The organism is Chryseobacterium sp. MEBOG06 (assembly GCF_021869765.1).
Classification (GTDB): Bacteria; Bacteroidota; Bacteroidia; order Flavobacteriales; family Weeksellaceae; genus Chryseobacterium.
Genome location: NZ_CP084580.1, coordinates 514,534 through 532,737, shown reverse-complemented (window position 1 = coordinate 532,737; position 18,204 = coordinate 514,534). Strand labels below are relative to the sequence as shown.

Genomic DNA, 18,204 nt, shown 5'->3' with positions numbered 1-18,204 from the left:
TTTGCAGATTATTTAGATGGTTGTGCTATCAATATTCTTGATTCTAATTAAGGCAAAAGTCCTATTCGGTAATTTGCATACAACAACCCCTATTTTGCATACATCTGATTTTTAATTTCTGCTGAATTTTGTAGTCATAAAAAATCAACAATATGAAATTGAATCAGGTAAAATTAGGAAGTCAGGGTTTAGTCGTTCCGAATATTGGTTTGGGATGTATGGGAATGACGGGCTTTGGCGATGCAGATATGTACGGTAAAAGTGATGAGAAAGAAGCTATCTCAACAATTCACCGTTCTTTGGAACTGGGTGGAAATTTTCTGGACACCGCCGATTTATATGGTCCTTTTAAAAATGAACAATTAATTGCAAAAGCTGTTGAAGGTAATCGTGACCGATATGTCATTGCAACAAAGTTCGGTTGGGAAATTGATGATAATGATCAAATAACCTGGAAAATCAACGGAACCAAAGAGTATGTGAAAAAATCTGTTGAACGTTCGCTGAAAAACTTAAAAACAGATTATATAGACCTTTATTACATGCACCGTCTTGATAACAATACGCCGATCGAGGAAACTGTGGAAGCGATGAGTGAATTGGTGAAAGAAGGAAAAATTGGTTATATTGGATTGTCGGAAGTATCCCCTGAAACAGTAGAAAGAGCTCATGCTGTACATCCTATTTCTGCCGTACAAAGTGAATATTCTTTGTTTGAAAGAACCGTTGAAGAAAAAGGGGTTATTAAAACTCTGAATGAATTAGGAATTGGCTTTGTGGCATATTCTCCTTTGGGAAGAGGTTTTTTATCCGGGCAGATCCGCACCATTGATGATTTACCGGAGAATGATTTCAGAAGAGGAATTCCTCGTTTTCAGGAACAGTATTTTCATAAAAACATTGAGCTGGTTGAAGCTATTGAAAGTCTTGCGAAAGAGAAAAACATTACCTCATCGCAACTGGCCTTGGCCTGGATTATCAGCAAAGGGATCCTTCCTATTCCAGGAACGAAACGCAGAAAATATCTTGAACAAAATATTGAAGCTGCTACAATAGAATTATCTGAAAAAGAACTTCAAAAACTGGAAAGCATTGTACCTTTAGGAACAGATACGGGTGCCCCTTATGATGAATTCAGTATGGGATTGCTGGATTATTAATTGTTTGAATCTCGCTGCACAAGCTGATCATTATCAATTTTAATCCTGTCAGGCTTCTGATGCAATACCATCGCAGCCCGACTTGAGCGGAAATCCTTTTGTGAGGAAGAATGACGAACAAAAGATTGGGAGCGGAAGGCGGATAAAGCTGCCCAAATTATCATCAAAAAAATTAAAAGTTATGAACACAATACAATCTATTTCAGCATTTCACAGGCTGCTTTCGCTTCCCGAACCAAAGCATCCGATGGTAAGCATCATCAATCTTTCTGAAAGTCTTTTTATTGAAGATGAGGTCTGGAAGGGATTTGTGAGCAGATATTATTGTGTTGCTATGAAACGAAATGCTACAGGAAAAATAAAATACGGACAGCAGCATTATGATTATGATAAAGGGGTGTTGAGTTTTACGGCTCCCAATCAGGTTCAGTATCTGGATCTGAAGACAATGGATTGTGAGAATACAGGTTATCTTCTGATTTTTCATGAAGACTTTTTGCTGAAGCATCCTTTGGCAAAGACTATTTCGTCTTACGGATTTTTCTCGTATGCCGTGAATGAAGCTTTACATTTATCTGAAGATGAAGAGAATGACCTGATTGAAATTATGCATAAAATAGATAAAGAATGTCAGCATATTGACCATCATACGCAGGAGATTATTTTGTCACAGATTGAATTATTACTTAATTATTCAAAGCGTTTTTATGAGAGGCAGTTTATCACCCGAAAAAATGGAAGTCATCAGCTTTTGACAAAATTTGAAGCTTATCTGAATGATTATTTTGATCAGGATTCTTCAGACAAAAGACTTTTAACAGTTCATCACATTGCGGAAGCGATGAATCTTTCGCCGAACTATTTGAGTGATCTTTTGCGTGTTCATACTGGACAGAGTACGCAGCAACATATTCATGAAAAGCTGATCAGTAAAGCAAAAGAAAAGCTTTCAACAACTGAACTTTCGATAAGTGAGATTGCCTATGAATTGGGATTTGAACATTCGCAGTCTTTCAGTACATTATTTAAAAAGAAGACGAATATGTCACCATTAGAGTTTAGGCAGTCTTTTAATTAATTTTTTTCTGAGGTTATAAAGATTTTAGGGTTACTAGATCTGCGAGCGGACTAAAGCCCGCCCCTATTGATTATTATTTTCCTGAACATTTTTCGTTGTACAATTTGATCCCTTCCGTTTGTTCCAGATCTTTTAATTTTTTCAATGCTGTACATGCGACATCTGTTTTATTTTGTGCGATTGAAATCGATGCCACATTATATAATGATTCAGTATTTGTATTATCTTCTTCATGAGCCTTATTGAAAAAGTAAATTGCATCATCATACTTTTGACTGTTAACAGCCTTTAAACCTTTATTAAAATCCTCTACAGAAACTCTCTTATCTTTTATATTGACTATAATGCCTTTTCTTTCATGATAAGGAATCAAGTTATAAAAAGCTAAGGTACCAGAGCCATCTTTCATTTCGCTCTTCAATCGATAAGGAATAATAATTTTGTCAAAGTTCTCATAGCCTGTTATATCCCACAATTTATAGTCCTTCTGTAAAGTTACCTTGAATAAATCAATACTTTTCTGGTTATCTTTATTCTGTTTCTTATTGTCCGTTTTTACTTCAATTTCTTGTCTTTTGGGGAAAATTCTGATTTCGCCATCCACAATAAAATCGTGAATATACTTTTTTTGAGAATATGCCTCCATCATTTCAGTAATAAGTCCTTTAGTTAATGTTGGAGTGATATTTCTGGAAGTAATTATAATGGAATCACCTGTTGCCACATTTGTAAAGTTTTTCACGAGAATAGATGTTTTGACAAACTTCACTTTTCTTATTTTGTCAGGAAAAGTGATCCCATCTACTTTCTGGATGACAATTAATGAATCTGATGTTAGTGTTTCAATTTCATAAGCGGACTTATCTGATAACTTCATCAAGTTCTTTTCAAATTTAAAATCTTTACATTTTGTTCTTTCTGTAGCCCAAGGATCAATACTTTCACATATGTTATTTCCTTTAATCTTCCATACCAAAAATCGATATGATTCTGATGATAAATCTCGGCTCCCATCTAGCATAATGGAATTCACATGTGTCCATGATGTATTTGATAATAATTGAGTATTTATTTGTGAGCTAAGTTGTAAAGAAACTGAGAGAAATAAGATTAAAAAGAACTTACACATGGGTTATTATTTTTCCGCACAAAACTAGCCAAATAAAAGTTTATTACAAATAATACATCTTATAAATAAAGGAAACTTACGTTTTATAGGGAGAGTAAAACAAAAAAGTAAAATATTTTTGCAAATTGAGCCAATTTAGTAGATAATCATGTTAAAAAAATCTACGTAATCTCTAAAACCTGCGACAGCTTACAATCTTTTGCCTAAAGCCAAGGGAATATCAAAAATAAAGAAAACGGGCTAAAGCCCGCTCCTGTTGTATGATCATAATCTCCTATATTTTACAGAGTTTATTATAATTTTGTATTTCCTTTTCAATTACTCTACTTCAAAAAGTAAACGTTCCCCGAATTTTTCTTCTGCAATTTCACCCTGATCATAAACCAAATGTCCATTGACAAAAGTATGCGTAACTTTAGAATGGAAGTTCATCCCTTCCAGTGGGCTCCATCCACATTTGTATAATAAATTATCTTTGGAAACCATCCAGTCTTCATTTAAATCTACCAAAACAAGATCCGCTTTATACCCTTCTTTTACAAAACCTCTCTTTTCTACCCTGAAAAGGATGGCAGGATTGTGACACATTTTCTCAACGATTTTTTCCAGAGAAATTTTCCCGTTTTTATAATTTTCAAGCATTACAACAAGCGAATGTTGTACTAATGGTGCTCCTGAAGGACATTTCGTGTAGACATTGTCCTTTTCCTCGGCTGTATGAGGAGCATGGTCCGTAGCAATAACGTCAATTCTGTCATCCAGAAGTGCTTCCCAAAGTGCATCTTTATCCTTCTGTGTTTTTACAGCTGGATTCCATTTGATAAGACCTCCTTTTGTCTCGTAATCTTCATTAGTAAAGGTCAAATGATGAACACATACCTCAGCGGTGATCTTTTTATCTTTTAGTGGAATATCATTTCTGAAAAGCTCCATTTCTTTAGCCGTTGAAAGATGGAAAACGTGAAGCTTAGCCCCTGTTTTCTGAGCAAGTTCTACCGCTTTTGACGAAGATTTATAGCATGCTTCTTCACTTCTGATCAGATGGTGAAATTTCACCGGAATATCATCTCCGTACTCATCCATATACTTTTGTGTGTTGGCTCTGATGGTTGCTTCGTCTTCACAGTGAACAGCAATCAGCATTTTTGTATTGCTGAAAATATTTTCAAGCGTTTCAGGATTATCTACCAGCATATTTCCTGTAGATGAACCTAAGAATAATTTAATTCCGGGAACATTTCTTGGGTTTGTTTTTAAAACTTCTTCAAGGTTGTCATTCGTTCCTCCCATCATGAACCCATAATTCGCATACGCTTTCTGAGCCCCTATCTCATATTTATCTGCCAGTAGTTCCTGAGTAACAGCATTGGGAACCGTATTAGGCTGATCAATAAAGCTGGTAATCCCACCGGCAATTGCTGCTCTTGATTCACTTTCGATATCGCCTTTATGAGTCAGGCCCGGTTCACGGAAATGTACCTGATCATCAATCACTCCCGGAAGAAGATATTTCCCTGCCCCATCGATGATCTGATCGGCATTTTCAGAAATACCGGCACCTATTTTAGAGATTAGATCATTTTCTATTAAGATATCGCCTTCAAAGATTTCTCCTTCATTGACGATTTTTACGTTTTTGATAAGAACTTTCATTTCAATTTATTTCCTGGTAAAATTAAGATTTTATGTTTTAATTAGCTTCAAAATCACAAAACGAATCCTTAAAGTTTTACATTTGTAAAAAATTTCGACTTTGTACAAGAAACTATTAGGACAAACAATCATCTATGGAGCGGGGGCAATAGCACCAAGAATTATCTTATTTATCCTTAATCCTCTTTTGATTTATAAAATCCCCAATGAAGGCTTTGCCATTTTCACGCAGCTTTATGCATGGATTTCATTTGTGAACATTATACTTTCTTTTGGTTTTGAAACCGCTTATTTTAGATTTTCTGCCGAAGATGGTAATGAGAAAAAGACATTCAACACTTCGTTTTGGTTTTTGTTTTCAACTTCCACCATTTTTCTCGCATTGTGCTACCTTTTCAATCAGCCCATTGCTGATTATTTAGGGTATCATGACAATCCTGAATATATTAAATGGTTTGCTTTAATTGCCTTTTTCGACAATTTACTGGTGATCCCTTTTGCCTGGTTGCGTTTTCATAACAAACCTATTAAATATTCTGCAGTAAGGGTAGTTCAGGCAATATTTCAGGCAGTATTTACAGCCGCTTTATTCTTTTGGATCCCTGAAAACATATCAAAAAGTTTTGGTCTGGACCAAAATGTAGATTTCCCTTTCTTCAGTAACTTAGCAGGAAGTGCTTTGGGTTTTTTACTATTGCTACCTATTATACTAAAAGTAAGATTTCAATTTGTAACTTCTTTGTTTGGACGCATGATTAAGTATTCCTTTCCGCTTATGCTGGCAGGTCTCGCCTTTATGGTGAATGAAAACTTCGACAAATCCATCCAGAGAAATTATATTTCAGACGAAGAAGCAGGAGCCTATGGAGGCTGTTATAAACTGGCTGTGCTGATGACCTTATTTGTTACAGCATACAGAATGGGTATTGAACCGTTCTTTTTTAAACAAATGGACAAAGGTGATGCTAAAAAAACGTATGCTAAAGTGGCAGAATACTTCGCCTTTTTCGCCTGTGCTGTAGCATTAGGAATTATCGCTAATATTGCGTGGCTGAAAGACGTTTTTATCCCCAACAAATCTTATTGGATCGCCATAGATATTATCCCGATCATTGTTGTTGCCAATCTTTGCTTTGGAATTTACTACAACTTTTCCACGTGGTACAAAGTAACCGACAGAACCAGTGTGGGAACTGTCATTTCTTGGCTCGGAGCAGGAATCAATATTGGTCTCAACTTTTTAGCTTTAACATACTATCGCAGTATGATAGGTTCTGCATGGGCAACTTTCGGGGCCTATGTAATTATGATGATTGTCTCTTATCTGCTAGGTCAGAAATATTATCCTATCCCTTACAGAATGAAGAAAATGTCTTTCTTTTTGCTATTGCTAGGAGTTTTCAGTTTTATTATTGTAAAATACCTCAATTATAATATCATCACGAGTAATGTATTGTTTTTAATCTTCGTCGGAATTTTGATTTATTCTGAAAAAAACATGATTTTATCAAGAATCAGAAGGAATTAAACTTTGGTCTTTATTTTGATGCTACACAAATCTGTTATTAATTTAAAAATAGATAATCATACTCCAACAAGGGTTTTAATTACTATCTTTAACCTTCATATTTAACTAACTACTAAAAACATCTTTTATATAATTTATGAAAATTATTGTTCCTATGGCTGGACGTGGTTCCAGATTACGTCCCCATACACTGACAGTTCCAAAACCTCTTATTCCTATCGCTGGAAAACCTATTGTCCAGAGATTGGTGGAAGATATTGCTAAAGTTGCAGGAGAAAATATTGAAGAAGTAGCTTTTATAATCGGAGATTTTGGTCCTGAGATTGAAAAATCTTTGATTCAGATTGCCGAAAAATTAGGAGCAAAAGGAAGTATTTATTATCAGAATGATCCACTTGGAACTGCACATGCAATAAAATGTGCCGAGCAATCAATGACAGGAGATGTGGTAATAGCTTTTGCAGATACCCTTTTCCGTGCAGACTTTGTTTTAGATAAAAATTCTGACGGTGTTATTTGGGTGAAAAGTGTAGAAGATCCTTCCGCTTTTGGAGTTGTAAAGCTAGATAATTACGGTTTCATTACCGACTTCGTTGAAAAGCCACAAACTTTCGTTTCGGACCTTGCCATTATTGGTATCTATTATTTCAACAGTGGTGAAAAACTGATGGATGAGATCAACTATATTATGGAAAACAACATCAAAAACGGAGGAGAATATCAGCTGACAACAGCTTTAGAAAATCTGAGAGCAAAAGGAGCCAAATTCACTTTAGGAAAAGTAAATGACTGGATGGACTGCGGAAACAAAAATGCTACTGTAGAAACCAACAGTAAGATCCTGGAATATGAAAGAGAATCAATGTCTCATTATCCAGCTTCTGCGGTAATTGAAAACTCTTTGATCATTCAACCTTGCTTTATTGGTGAAAATGTAAAAATTTCCAATTCGAAAGTAGGACCTGGTGTTTCATTGGGTAACAATACTACAGTTGTAAATTCTAATATTGAAAATTCTCTGATTCAGGAAAACACAAGAATCAATCACGGAAACCTTTCCAATTCTATGATCGGTAATTCCGCTCAGTATTTTGGAGTGGCCAGAGAAATTTCTTTGGGAGACTACTCTGTTTTAGATTTTCTTTCTAAATAAATTAAGATCAGAAATTCTTTCACTTACATAAAACATAATCAAACCACACAATATATTTTGTGTGGTTTGGCTTTAATATTGCTGAGTTTTTTAAACAAAAGTTAAATACATGAAAAATTGGATATCCTTATTTTTACTGCTTCTTGCCTTGTCATCCTGTAAAACCCGTACTACCGCCCAAGGTGATACAGGTAAAACTCAGGATAGCATCACCATTACGAAAGATAACGGAAATCCAAAAGATGTCAATGAACCGGTTCGGGATAAATACACTTTTTTTGAACACGCATTAATCCCTCCAAAATTTGAACAGATTAAAATCGATAGTAAGGTGCGGGTAGAAACAGGAAGTTTTATACCTACCCTAGATGCTACTATTTATATTGAAAATGACAAAAAGGTATGGATGAATCTGAGAGCACTCTTCATCAATGCTGCCAGAGGAATAGCAACCCCTGAAGGAATAAAAGGCCAGGATAAAATAAATAAAACTTATATTGATTCTGATTTCGACTATCTCAACAATCTCCTGAATGTCAATTTCATTGATTATAAATCACTGGAAAAAATCCTTCTGGGCCGTACTTTTGTAAAGATCAACGACAGACAGTTTGATCTTACCCAGAATGCCCAGGGATTCAAAATGGTATCGAACATCAACCAGAAAATTGTAACAGACGAAAAAAACAGAGAGTATAAGATTACTCTGCAATATGATACCAATTACGATTTATTGAATGTCAATTTAAAAGATATTCTGTCTTCTGATGAGCTTGACATTTCTTACAGTGATTGGGACGAATATAATGGAGTACGCCTTCCTAAAAATGTTAAAATAATTATAAAAGGGTCAAAATCTAGTCAGATTTTAATTGAAAATACGAAATTTGACTTTTCGAGGATGGAAACACCTTATTCTGTACCATCCAGTTATAAGAAAATTGAGATTAAATGATTAAAAAATTTAGCTTTTTAATAGGTGTTTTGATGTTCGGACTGCACCAGGGCCAGCAGAATAAAGAACAGCTGCAGAAGCAGAATGCCGAACTTAAAAAACAAATTGCACAAATAAATTCCGATTTAGCCAAAACAAGAAGTGAATCTAAACTTTCTATAGCCTATCTTTCTAGTGTCAATCAAAAATTGGTGTTAAGAGAAAAGGTATATAATAATACCCAGAAAGAAAAAAGATTCATTGAGGATGATATCTATTTACGTCAGCTGGAAATTAACCGCCAGAATAAAGAACTGGCTGTTTTAAGAAAAAACTATTCTGAAGTTTTGGTCAATGCTTATAAAAATAAAGGCGTACAGAACAAAGTAACATTTATTCTTTCATCCAAAAATTTAGGAGAAGCTATACGAAGAGTACAGTACCTGAAGCAATATTCCGATTATCAGGATAAAAAAGCAGCTGAAATCACCGATGCAGCCAATCAAATCAAGAAAAGTATCGCACAAAAGCAAAGCTCTGTAAAAGAGAAAGAAAACCTTCTTGTCAATCAACAGAAGGATTTGGCGACAATCAATGCGGAAAGAGGGCAGAAAGAGCAGCTGGTAACCGAGTTCAAAAAGAACGAGTCTAAGCTGACTGCTGAACTAAAACAAAAACAAGTTCAGTCTAAAGCTCTTGAAGGACAGATCAGAGCTATTATTGCTGAGGAAATAAGAATTGCCAAAGCAGAAGAAGAAGCAAGAAAAAAAGCGGAAGCTGAAAAAATACGTTTAGCTAAAATAGCTGCGGAAAGAGAAAAAGCAAGAATTGAAGCTGAGGCTAAAGCAAGAGCTGAAGCCCTTGAAAGAGAGAGAAAGCTGGCTGAAGCCGAAGCTAAAAAAGCAGCTGATCTTGCAGCAAGAAGAGCGGAAGAAGAGAGAAAGCGTAATGAAGAAGCTGCAAGGGCAGAATCCAACGCAAGAGATGAAGCAAGAAAAGTTGCCGCCAAAAAAGCATCAGACGAAGCTAATGTAAAAGCAAAAGAAGCGGCAGATAAATTAGTGGCAGCCAGAGCAGCTGAAACAGCCCTTGCCAAGAGAAAAGAAGAAGATAAAAAAGCAGCTGAAACGAAAGCTATGACCAGCTATGGAGTTTCTACAGCAGCAGGAAACAGTTTTGCCGATAACAGAGGCAGACTTGGCTATCCTGCAGACAGAGCAGGGCAAATTACCCACCGTTTCGGAAGACAGCCCCACCCGGTTTTCAAAAATATTACTGAAGAAAATAATGGGATCAAAATCTCTGTTCCTTCAGGCACAAGAGCAAAATCAGTATTCCCGGGATCAGTATCTTCGGTATTGGCTAATAATGACGGAACAAAGACTGTTATCATTAAACACGGAAGTTACTTTACCATTTATTCCAACTTAGGAAACGTAAGTGTCTCCAAGGGACAACAGGTTTCCTCAGGGACTCCGGTAGGTACTATTGCTCAGGATTTTGATGGTGCTTATACCCTTGATTTCCAAGTATGGAACGGAAGTACACCAGTTGATCCATTAGGTTGGATTTCATATTAAAAAAAGTGTAACTTTGTAAAAATTTTAAGAGATGAATACACTAACTATACTTGCCTTATCTTGGCAGCACATCCTTATCGTAGCAATACTTTTAGTACTACTATTTGGAGGAAAGAAAATTCCGGAACTAATGAGAGGTGTTGGTTCAGGAATCAAGGAATTTAAAGATGCGGTAAAAGAAGAAGACAAACCAGGTTCTGAAAACAAATCTTCTTCTACGGACAATAATACATCCAGCAACTAAAAAATTCCTTAGAATTAATGAAATTTACTGAGACTGCATGGAAAGTCTTCAATCAATCTATTGAAGACTATCACGTGTCTGATGACGTTAACACTCTAATTAATAACCCGTTCGAAAAAGACAGTTTGGAACGGATTTTGTATGCAAAGAACTGGATTGATACCGTTCAATGGCATCTGGAAGATATTATTAGAGATGAAAATATTGATCCGGCTGAAGCTCTTCAACTCAAGAGAACAATAGACGCCTCCAATCAGAAAAGAACTGATCTGGTAGAATATATTGACAGCTGGTTCCTTAACAAGTTTGAAAATATAACTCCTAAACCTGAAGCAAAGATAAATACAGAGACTCCCGCATGGGCAGTAGACAGATTATCAATTCTTGCGCTAAAGGTTTACCATATGTCATTAGAAGCTAATAGAGAATCTGCTTCTGAAGAGCACAGAAACAACTGCCAGGCTAAACTGGATGTACTGCTTACTCAGAAAGAGGATCTTACAACTTCTATTAATCAGTTGCTTGCTGATATTGAGAACGGTAACGTTAAGATGAAAGTATACAAACAAATGAAAATGTATAACGATGAAAGTCTTAACCCAATCCTTTATCAAAAAGGGCAACAGAAATGAAAAGACTATTTTTTTTTGGAGTACTTATCATACTAACATCTTCCTGCGCAACGGAAAAGCTTAACCTTTCTCCGCTGTCAAACAGTTTTTACAGTGATACTAAAGGCTCTGATTCTGACCGAGGGTCCAAGAAGGGTTTTAATATCAATATTAAAGAAAATGTAAATGCTTCTGAAATTTCAAATATTATCTCCACTTTTCCTAAGTTTAAAGACAATGGATTAAATGACGAGGTTGTAAACTTGAAATACAGCCTTCAGAATTATTTATATGCTATTGATGCTAACAATTCTGCCGGAAAGAAAAGAGCACTTAAAAGCTTCGAAAAATCATACAAAAAAATTCAAAAGCAAAGACAAAGTCTGAGTAAAGATGATGACGAAGTTCTCAACAGATATTTGGTTCGTTTAAAAACCAATATTTCTGTCATTGAGGATACTTTACCAGGAAGTTAAAAAACAATTGACTATTAATGATTAAAATTCAGGCGGAAGCCAATGTTCCTACAGAACACGGTAATTTCCGAATGATTGCTTTCTCCGAAAATGAAAACGACTGGATGCCTCACATGGCTATCCTCGCAGAAAATACAGATTTCTCAAAACCTGTGAATGTTCGTTTTCATTCAGAATGTATTACCGGAGAAGTTTTCCATTCAAAAAAATGTGAATGCGGCCAACAGCTTGATGCTGCGATGAAGTACATCCATGAAAATGGAGGAATTATCATTTATCTTCGTCAGGAAGGAAGAAATATAGGCATCATCAACAAGCTTAAAGCTTACTCTCTACAGGAAAAAGGTTTTGACACTGTACAGGCCAATTTGCAGCTGGGACTTCCGGCAGATGACAGAAACTTTGGTGTAGCTATTGAAATCCTTAATCTATTAGAGGTAAAAGACATTAATCTTCTTACCAATAACCCTGAAAAGGTAAAATATGTGGTAGACAGCAATATTCATCTTAACTCAAGAATACCATTACAGATTCCTGCCAACGAAATAAGCAAAGGCTATCTGCAAACAAAGAAAGATTTCTTTGGCCATCTTCTGGATGATAATGATAATTAATCTTATAAAATACAATATAAAAGCTCTGGAAGAATAATTCTAGAGCTTTTTTGTTGTTAAAATAAATACAAATAGCATTATTAGTTGATATTTCACATATTGGTGTTTTTTATTGGCAAAAAAAGTATCTTTACAACAGAAAAACATTATTATGAAAAAAACATTATTCATTATTTCTTCTGCTATATTAATAAGTTGTACTAGTACTAATGATCTAATTTACTCGCAAGATGAAAACCTCTCACTTCTCAAAAATACTACTGAGTATCCTTTGATGTCTAAAAATGACATGGATCTATTAGCCAAAAATACGGTAGCACTAACTGTAATGGATTTAGATTTAAACAAAACTCTTATCCAACCAGATGGAGGAGGATGTTCATTTAAGGCTGGTCATAGTGTTGAGAATATATATACATCAACAGCAGCATTTGGTCCTAATCCACTTTCTTTTTTTGGGTATACATTCAGAGGATATGGAAAGCCAAGAACTGATGGATTTAATTGGAAAGGAATAAGATTTCGAGCAGGAAATCGTCCAAAAACAATTATCAATAGGGGCCAAAGTCACTTAGTTAACGATCCATTTGAGAACGCTCTTTCTATAGAATTTCCTTTCGAATCAAATGTAACTTATGAAATTACTCTAAATACAACTATAGAAGACTTCATATATCAAGAACAACATGATCAATATGACCAAAACGACGATTATCATGGCTTACAACAAAGTCAATCATTTCCTACAGTAGCGGTACAACTAGCAAATAGTCCAGAAATTGCTGGAGATGCTCCTTGTGCAGGAAGACCAGTAGTAGGTAATGGATTAGCTTCAGCTAATTATTATAAAAGGCAAAAAGCCGAAATAACAGTTCCTCCATCATATGAACAAAAAACATTTGTGTTCAATTTCTCAACACAAGAAACAAAAAATGCAATTATTATTTACTATTTGCCAGAGTATGGCTCAAACCCATTCATCCCTGAAAGTTCCTTTAACATGCTTCTTAAAGGAATAAAAATAATAAAAAAACCTTATGATCCCACTCATTATATCCAAGGTGGTGGTTTTAGAAATTAAAAATCAAAAGCTCCGAGATTTCTCCCGGAGCTTTCTTTAATTATAAAAAACTGAAAAGATATTTCTAAATTATTTAGTCTTGATTTTAGACTCGTCAATATTGTAATATTTAATTACACTCTTGTAATCGTTGTAATCTACAGCATTACCTTTAGCTGATTTTCCTGTTCCTGTTCCATTAGCTGGAAGAATAAGAACTCTGAAATTTTGATTCTGGTAGTACGACGGATTAGCTGTTAAACTAAATGTATTGGTAGAATTAATATTGATGGTAGCACTATTCTTAGTGAATTCATAAATATAATCTACAGCATCATTATTTACATTACCGACATAATAAGTATATGGTAGAAGCTTCCAGATAGGAGCGCCACCTTCAGTTCCAATCTGCATATAAATAAGGACCATATCAGATTGTACTAATGGACTATTGAAATTGTCTTTCCATCTGTAAAGATTGTCACTAACTTTTGTAAAAGTAGGACTAATATCAAATGCCTGATTTATTGTATCCTGACCTTGTTGTACCACAACATCATCATCTTTATCACAGCTATAAGCAGTAAAACCTACAGCACCCAGGAATAAAAAGAGAAGTATTTTTTTCATTTCTTATTAAAGTTTAGTTATTATTTATATTGCGTATTCAAATCATATACCAAAAATTGCAAAAACATTGTTTTCGTCGTTTTTTTAATCGTATTTTTGTTCTTATTCAAAAAGTCATGAAGAAATTATTATATACTTCACTCTTTATTGTTGCATTGATAAGTCCTAAGTTGAATGCTCAGTATCAGCCTAAAAATGCGTCCAAAGAAGATTTGAAAAAGGCTCAGCAATGGGTTGATAAAACCTATAAAAACCTTTCTCAGGATGAAAAATTGGGACAGCTCTTCATTGTGGCACTTTACACCAATAAAGGAGAAGAATATATCAGCCAGGTAAGAAACATTGTTGCTAATGATAAAATTGGCGGTCTGATTTTAATGCAGGATGATGCTGCAAGAGAAATTAATCTGGTCAATGAATTTCAACAAACATCTAAAATTCCTTTAATAATTGGAATGGATGCAGAATGGGGCTTGTATCAAAGAATTGCAACCGCTCATAAATTCCCATGGGCTATGACCTTAGGGGCTATTCAGGATAAAAACCTGGTATATCAGATGGCGGCAAAAATAGCAGAAGACTGTCACAGAATGGGGATCAACTGGGATTTTGCTCCTGTAGTAGATGTCAATACCAATCCTAACAACCCTATTATCGGAAACAGAAGTTTTGGTTCTGAAGTAGATAATGTAATCAGCTCTGCCCTATCCTATTCAAATGGGTTACAAGATAACAATATCCTTGCTGCTATCAAACATTTTCCTGGTCACGGGGATACCAGTACAGATTCTCACCTGGACCTTCCGGTAGTGTCTCACAGTATGGAAAGGCTTAATACTATTGAACTTGCACCATTCAAAGCCTTGATGAACAAAGGAATTGGCGGTGTAATGGTCGCTCATTTATACGTTCCCAGTTTAGAATCAGGAAAAGGAATTCCGGCTTCTGTTTCGAAGAACATCATTACAGGATTACTGAAAGATAAGCTTGGATATAAAGGCTTAATTATTACAGATGCTTTAAATATGGGTGCTGTAGCTAACAAATACAAACCGGGAGAACTGGATGCCATGGCTTTCAAAGCTGGAAATGATATCATGCTTTTTTCACAAGGGGTCTCTGAAGGTAAAAAACTGATCCAAAAGGCAATAGACAAGGGAGAAATTTCTCAAAACAGAGTGGAAGAAAGTGTGAAGAAAATTTTATTGACTAAATATTTTCTTGGACTAACTCAGTACACTCCAAAAAATCCTGAAAATATCAATACTGATCTTAATAATGATTCTCACAAAGCTTTGGTACAGAATCTATATGTGAACGCTCTGACTTTATTAAAAGACGAAAAAAAATTACTTCCTATTACCGGAAAACAGATTTACTACGTTCCTTTGGAAGAAGCCCCTTATCAGACTTTTGCGGATAGATTGGGAGCCAGTGTAATGGTAAAAAAAGCAAGTGAAATAAATACAATACCAGCAGGATCTACAGTAATTGTAGGTTTCCACAAGGATAATTCAACAGCTTATAAGCCTTATAAAATATCTCCGGAGTCAAAAAAAATCCTTACAGATCTTACCAGAAATCAAAATGTAATTCTTAATGTATTTGGAAGTGCATATGCTTTAAAAGATATTGATATCTCTAAGGTTTCAACAGTTCTTGTTTCTTATGAAAACAATGACGACTCTATGAATGCCACTGCGGATGCATTAAACGGAAAAACAAAAATAGGAGGCAGACTTCCCGTATTGGTAAATGACCAATTGAAACCGGGAATGGGAATAGATCTGAATTCTACCACCTCTTTACCAAATTATACAACATCAAAACAACAATAATCCAATGAAAATAGGCATACTTTGCTATCCAACATATGGTGGAAGCGGAATTGTAGCAACAGAATTAGGAATGTCTCTTGCCAATAAAGGATATGAAGTACATTTTATCAGTTCTGCACTTCCTGCAAGGCTTGATATTACCAATCCTAATATTTTCTTCCACCGAGTAAATGTTCAGACCTATCCTCTGTTCCAATATCAGCCTTATGATATTGCATTAAGTTCTATGATCTACAGGGTTGTAAATCTCTATAAACTTGATCTGCTCCATGCTCATTATGCCATCCCATATGCGTATGCTGCATTTACAGCTAAGCAGATGCTTCAGGAGGACAATAATGACATTCCTTTGGTGACTACCCTTCATGGTACTGATATTACCCTTGTGGGCCAGCATCCAAGTTATAAACATGCAGTAGAATTCTCCATCAATCAGTCAGATGCTATTACGTCTGTTTCTGAAAGTCTGAAAAAAGATACCCTTCAGTTTTTCAACATCAAAAAAGAAATTCAGGTAATTACCAATTTTATTGACAATTCTGAATTTGATGACTGCTCTGAGTGCCAGAGAACACAGTTTGCCAATCCTGACGAAAAAATACTGATCCATGTATCCAATCTACGTCCTGTAAAGCGTGTGGATGAAGTACTGCAGATCTTTAAAAATGTAGAGAAAAAGGTGAAATCTAAGCTTATCATCATTGGTGAAGGCCCTGATATGGAAAAGGTTAATCAGTTTCTGGAAGAGAATCCTGAGCTTATTTCCAAAATTCGTCTTTTAGGAAAAGTAAATGATTTATATAAAATCTTACAGCTTTCAGATGTATTTCTTCTTCCTTCGGAGCAGGAAAGTTTCGGTTTGGCAGCATTGGAAGCTATGGCAGCTTATACACCGGTAATCAGTTCCAATGCAGGAGGAATTCCTGAAGTGAACATTCAGGGAGAGACAGGATATCTGGCTGAAATTGGAAATGTAGAAGCAATGAGCAACTACACCATCAAACTATTGAGCAATGATGAACTTTTAGCCAAAATGAAGCAAAACGCGAAAGAACAGGCGATAAAATTCGATTTGAAAAACATTCTTCCTATATATGAGAAAATGTATAGAACAACCATAGAAAATTTTAATAAGGAGCTGACGAAAGTATAATATTTCTATTATATTTATCGTCATACTTATGACGGAAAAACTACTTCAATATCTTTGGAACTATAAGGTTTTCAAACATTTTAACTTCAAGGATATTGAAGGAAATTCCGTTGAGATCATCCATTTTGGAAAATGGAATAAAAATGCAGGTCCGGATTTTCTGGATGCAAAAATAAAAATCAACGGCTTACTTATCGCTGGAAACATCGAACTCCACGTCCGTTCTTCAGACTGGATTTTCCACAATCACTCTCACGATCCCAACTATCAAAACATTATTCTCCATGTCATATTTCAGCATGATATAGAAATCAATGTGCTCAGTGACAAAAATGTTCCTGCTTTGGAACTGAAAAATTATATCGATGAAAATACTTTATGGAAATACGAAAGACTCGTTGATAACAATCAGTTTATTCCTTGTGAAGGTATTTTTGACAAAAATAAAATTCCAATCAATTTTCATGAAGGAAATATTCTGAAAAAACTGGAAGAGAAATCTTTGGAACTTGAGCAGTCTTTAATACAACATAAAAATAATTTTGAGGCGGTTCTCTTTCATAGTTTTGCATATTCTTTCGGGCTAAAGGTAAATGCTCCTATTTTCAGGCAGATTGCAGAAAGTATAGATTATAGCATTGTTAATAAAATCCGTCAAAATCCTTCTCAGCTCGAAGCTTTATTATTCGGAATTTCCGGGTGGCTTGACTCTCCAAAGGATAATCAGATGAAAACCTGGAAAAGAGAATTTGAATTCATAAAGACAAAATTCAACATTTCTGATTTTACACTACATCCAAAGTTTTTAAGATTAAGACCTCCCAACTTTCCTACCATCCGCTTATCCCAACTGGCAGATCTTTACTTTCAGCATCAAAATTTATTTTCAAAAATCATAAGTGCCCGCAAGGCTGATCAAATTTATGAAGTATTTAATCCGGTAACAGCTTCAAAGTATTGGGATACCCATTTTAATTTCGGTACAGTTTCAGCATTTCATCCTAAAACATTAAGTAAAGATTTTATAGATCTCATCATTCTCAATACCATTCTTCCGTTACAATATGCTTATCACAGATATCACAACGAAGAAATAGCTGATGAAATCATAACATTCTACCAAAGTATACCTGCTGAAAAAAACTCGGTAACGCAAGGCTGGAAGAAACTGGGCTTAAGAATCAACAATGCTCTTGAAAGCCAAAGTTTAATCTATCATTATAAGAATAGTTGTGAAAATAAAAGCTGTCTGGCCTGTGGTATTGGGCTTAAGCTTTTGAAAGAATAAAAAGAAAATTACCTTTAAATAGCGAATGAAGTATTCTACACCTGAAACATCTACGTTTGCATTTCCAGTGAAAAT

17 protein-coding genes are annotated in these 18,204 nt (G+C 35.1%); 14 read left to right on the top strand and 3 right to left on the bottom strand.

Going from position 1 to position 18,204, the window contains the following annotated elements; translation table 11 throughout:
* Positions 1-152: 152 nt before the first annotated feature.
* Together LF887_RS02430 and LF887_RS02425 are read left to right on the top strand one after the other, a co-directional pair.
* The gene (locus tag LF887_RS02430) at positions 153-1,160 is read left to right on the top strand and encodes an aldo/keto reductase (RefSeq protein WP_236857226.1); all 1,008 of its coding nucleotides are present in this window, start codon (positions 153-155) and stop codon (positions 1,158-1,160) included.
* A gap of 181 nt (positions 1,161-1,341) precedes the next feature.
* Positions 1,342-2,238 (top strand): helix-turn-helix domain-containing protein, encoded by an 897-nt coding sequence (locus LF887_RS02425; protein WP_236857224.1) that lies wholly within the window; start codon positions 1,342-1,344, stop codon positions 2,236-2,238.
* A 73-nt stretch (positions 2,239-2,311) separates the two neighbouring features.
* On the opposite strand, the gene LF887_RS02420 is transcribed toward LF887_RS02425, so the two are convergent.
* Positions 2,312-3,271, bottom strand: a complete 960-nt coding sequence (locus LF887_RS02420) for a hypothetical protein (protein WP_236857223.1) — start codon at positions 3,269-3,271, stop codon at positions 2,312-2,314.
* Between the two features lie 414 nt (positions 3,272-3,685).
* Complete coding sequence (locus LF887_RS02415) at positions 3,686-5,020, bottom strand: dihydroorotase (protein ID WP_236857222.1); 1,335 nt, start codon at positions 5,018-5,020, stop codon at positions 3,686-3,688.
* 100 nt (positions 5,021-5,120) lie between these two features.
* On the opposite strand from LF887_RS02415, the gene LF887_RS02410 reads away from it, so the two are divergent.
* The 9 genes from LF887_RS02410 to LF887_RS02370 all read left to right on the top strand — a co-directional run bounded on the left by LF887_RS02410 (position 5,121) and on the right by LF887_RS02370 (position 13,241).
* Positions 5,121-6,548, top strand: a complete 1,428-nt coding sequence (locus tag LF887_RS02410) for an oligosaccharide flippase family protein (protein ID WP_236857221.1) — start codon at positions 5,121-5,123, stop codon at positions 6,546-6,548.
* Between the two features lie 136 nt (positions 6,549-6,684).
* A complete protein-coding gene (locus tag LF887_RS02405; RefSeq protein WP_236857220.1) occupies positions 6,685-7,701 on the top strand; it encodes a sugar phosphate nucleotidyltransferase in 1,017 nt (338 codons plus the stop codon).
* 109 nt (positions 7,702-7,810) lie between these two features.
* Complete coding sequence (locus tag LF887_RS02400) at positions 7,811-8,656, top strand: DUF4292 domain-containing protein (RefSeq protein WP_236857219.1); 846 nt, start codon at positions 7,811-7,813, stop codon at positions 8,654-8,656.
* A complete protein-coding gene (locus LF887_RS02395) occupies positions 8,653-10,215 on the top strand; it encodes a peptidoglycan DD-metalloendopeptidase family protein (RefSeq protein WP_236857218.1) in 1,563 nt (520 codons plus the stop codon). The genes LF887_RS02400 and LF887_RS02395 overlap by 4 nt, the downstream gene beginning before the upstream one ends.
* 31 nt (positions 10,216-10,246) lie before the next feature.
* A complete protein-coding gene (locus LF887_RS02390) occupies positions 10,247-10,459 on the top strand; it encodes a twin-arginine translocase TatA/TatE family subunit (protein WP_236857217.1) in 213 nt (70 codons plus the stop codon).
* A 17-nt stretch (positions 10,460-10,476) separates the two neighbouring features.
* Positions 10,477-11,091, top strand: a complete 615-nt coding sequence (locus LF887_RS02385) for a DUF4254 domain-containing protein (protein ID WP_236857216.1) — start codon at positions 10,477-10,479, stop codon at positions 11,089-11,091.
* Positions 11,088-11,546 carry a hypothetical protein gene (locus LF887_RS02380; protein WP_236857215.1) on the top strand — a complete coding sequence of 153 codons (459 nt, stop codon included), beginning with the start codon at positions 11,088-11,090 and terminating at the stop codon, positions 11,544-11,546. Before LF887_RS02385 ends, LF887_RS02380 begins: the two co-directional genes overlap by 4 nt.
* Positions 11,547-11,563: 17 nt before the next feature.
* On the top strand, positions 11,564-12,160 hold the full coding sequence (gene ribA / locus LF887_RS02375) for a GTP cyclohydrolase II (RefSeq protein ID WP_236857214.1): 597 nt from the start codon (positions 11,564-11,566) through the stop codon (positions 12,158-12,160).
* Positions 12,161-12,311: 151 nt separating this feature from the next.
* The gene (locus tag LF887_RS02370) at positions 12,312-13,241 is read left to right on the top strand and encodes a hypothetical protein (RefSeq protein ID WP_236857213.1); all 930 of its coding nucleotides are present in this window, start codon (positions 12,312-12,314) and stop codon (positions 13,239-13,241) included.
* Between the two features lie 69 nt (positions 13,242-13,310).
* On the opposite strand, the gene LF887_RS02365 is transcribed toward LF887_RS02370, so the two are convergent.
* The gene (locus tag LF887_RS02365) at positions 13,311-13,850 is read right to left on the bottom strand and encodes a hypothetical protein (protein ID WP_236857212.1); all 540 of its coding nucleotides are present in this window, start codon (positions 13,848-13,850) and stop codon (positions 13,311-13,313) included.
* Between the two features lie 116 nt (positions 13,851-13,966).
* On the opposite strand from LF887_RS02365, the gene LF887_RS02360 reads away from it, so the two are divergent.
* Genes LF887_RS02360 through LF887_RS02350 form a run of 3 tightly spaced genes read left to right on the top strand, consistent with a single transcriptional unit; the run spans position 13,967 to position 18,129 of the window.
* A complete protein-coding gene (locus tag LF887_RS02360; RefSeq protein WP_236857211.1) occupies positions 13,967-15,688 on the top strand; it encodes a glycoside hydrolase family 3 protein in 1,722 nt (573 codons plus the stop codon).
* 4 nt (positions 15,689-15,692) lie between these two features.
* On the top strand, positions 15,693-16,841 hold the full coding sequence (gene bshA, locus LF887_RS02355; RefSeq protein WP_236857210.1) for an N-acetyl-alpha-D-glucosaminyl L-malate synthase BshA: 1,149 nt from the start codon (positions 15,693-15,695) through the stop codon (positions 16,839-16,841).
* A gap of 28 nt (positions 16,842-16,869) precedes the next feature.
* Positions 16,870-18,129, top strand: a complete 1,260-nt coding sequence (locus LF887_RS02350) for a DUF2851 family protein (protein ID WP_236857209.1) — start codon at positions 16,870-16,872, stop codon at positions 18,127-18,129.
* Positions 18,130-18,204 lie beyond the last annotated feature (75 nt).

Coding starts and splice junctions, on each gene's coding strand:
- LF887_RS02415 (WP_236857222.1), bottom strand. CDS start 5,020: ATGAAAGTTCTTATCAAAAACGTAAAAATCGTCAATGAAGGAGAAATC.
- LF887_RS02370 (WP_236857213.1), top strand. CDS start 12,312: ATGAAAAAAACATTATTCATTATTTCTTCTGCTATATTAATAAGTTGT.
- LF887_RS02405 (WP_236857220.1), top strand. CDS start 6,685: ATGAAAATTATTGTTCCTATGGCTGGACGTGGTTCCAGATTACGTCCC.
- bshA (WP_236857210.1), top strand. CDS start 15,693: ATGAAAATAGGCATACTTTGCTATCCAACATATGGTGGAAGCGGAATT.
- LF887_RS02400 (WP_236857219.1), top strand. CDS start 7,811: ATGAAAAATTGGATATCCTTATTTTTACTGCTTCTTGCCTTGTCATCC.
- LF887_RS02425 (WP_236857224.1), top strand. CDS start 1,342: ATGAACACAATACAATCTATTTCAGCATTTCACAGGCTGCTTTCGCTT.
- LF887_RS02385 (WP_236857216.1), top strand. CDS start 10,477: ATGAAATTTACTGAGACTGCATGGAAAGTCTTCAATCAATCTATTGAA.
- LF887_RS02390 (WP_236857217.1), top strand. CDS start 10,247: ATGAATACACTAACTATACTTGCCTTATCTTGGCAGCACATCCTTATC.
- LF887_RS02430 (WP_236857226.1), top strand. CDS start 153: ATGAAATTGAATCAGGTAAAATTAGGAAGTCAGGGTTTAGTCGTTCCG.
- LF887_RS02365 (WP_236857212.1), bottom strand. CDS start 13,850: ATGAAAAAAATACTTCTCTTTTTATTCCTGGGTGCTGTAGGTTTTACT.
- LF887_RS02360 (WP_236857211.1), top strand. CDS start 13,967: ATGAAGAAATTATTATATACTTCACTCTTTATTGTTGCATTGATAAGT.
- ribA (WP_236857214.1), top strand. CDS start 11,564: ATGATTAAAATTCAGGCGGAAGCCAATGTTCCTACAGAACACGGTAAT.
- LF887_RS02350 (WP_236857209.1), top strand. CDS start 16,870: ATGACGGAAAAACTACTTCAATATCTTTGGAACTATAAGGTTTTCAAA.
- LF887_RS02395 (WP_236857218.1), top strand. CDS start 8,653: ATGATTAAAAAATTTAGCTTTTTAATAGGTGTTTTGATGTTCGGACTG.
- LF887_RS02380 (WP_236857215.1), top strand. CDS start 11,088: ATGAAAAGACTATTTTTTTTTGGAGTACTTATCATACTAACATCTTCC.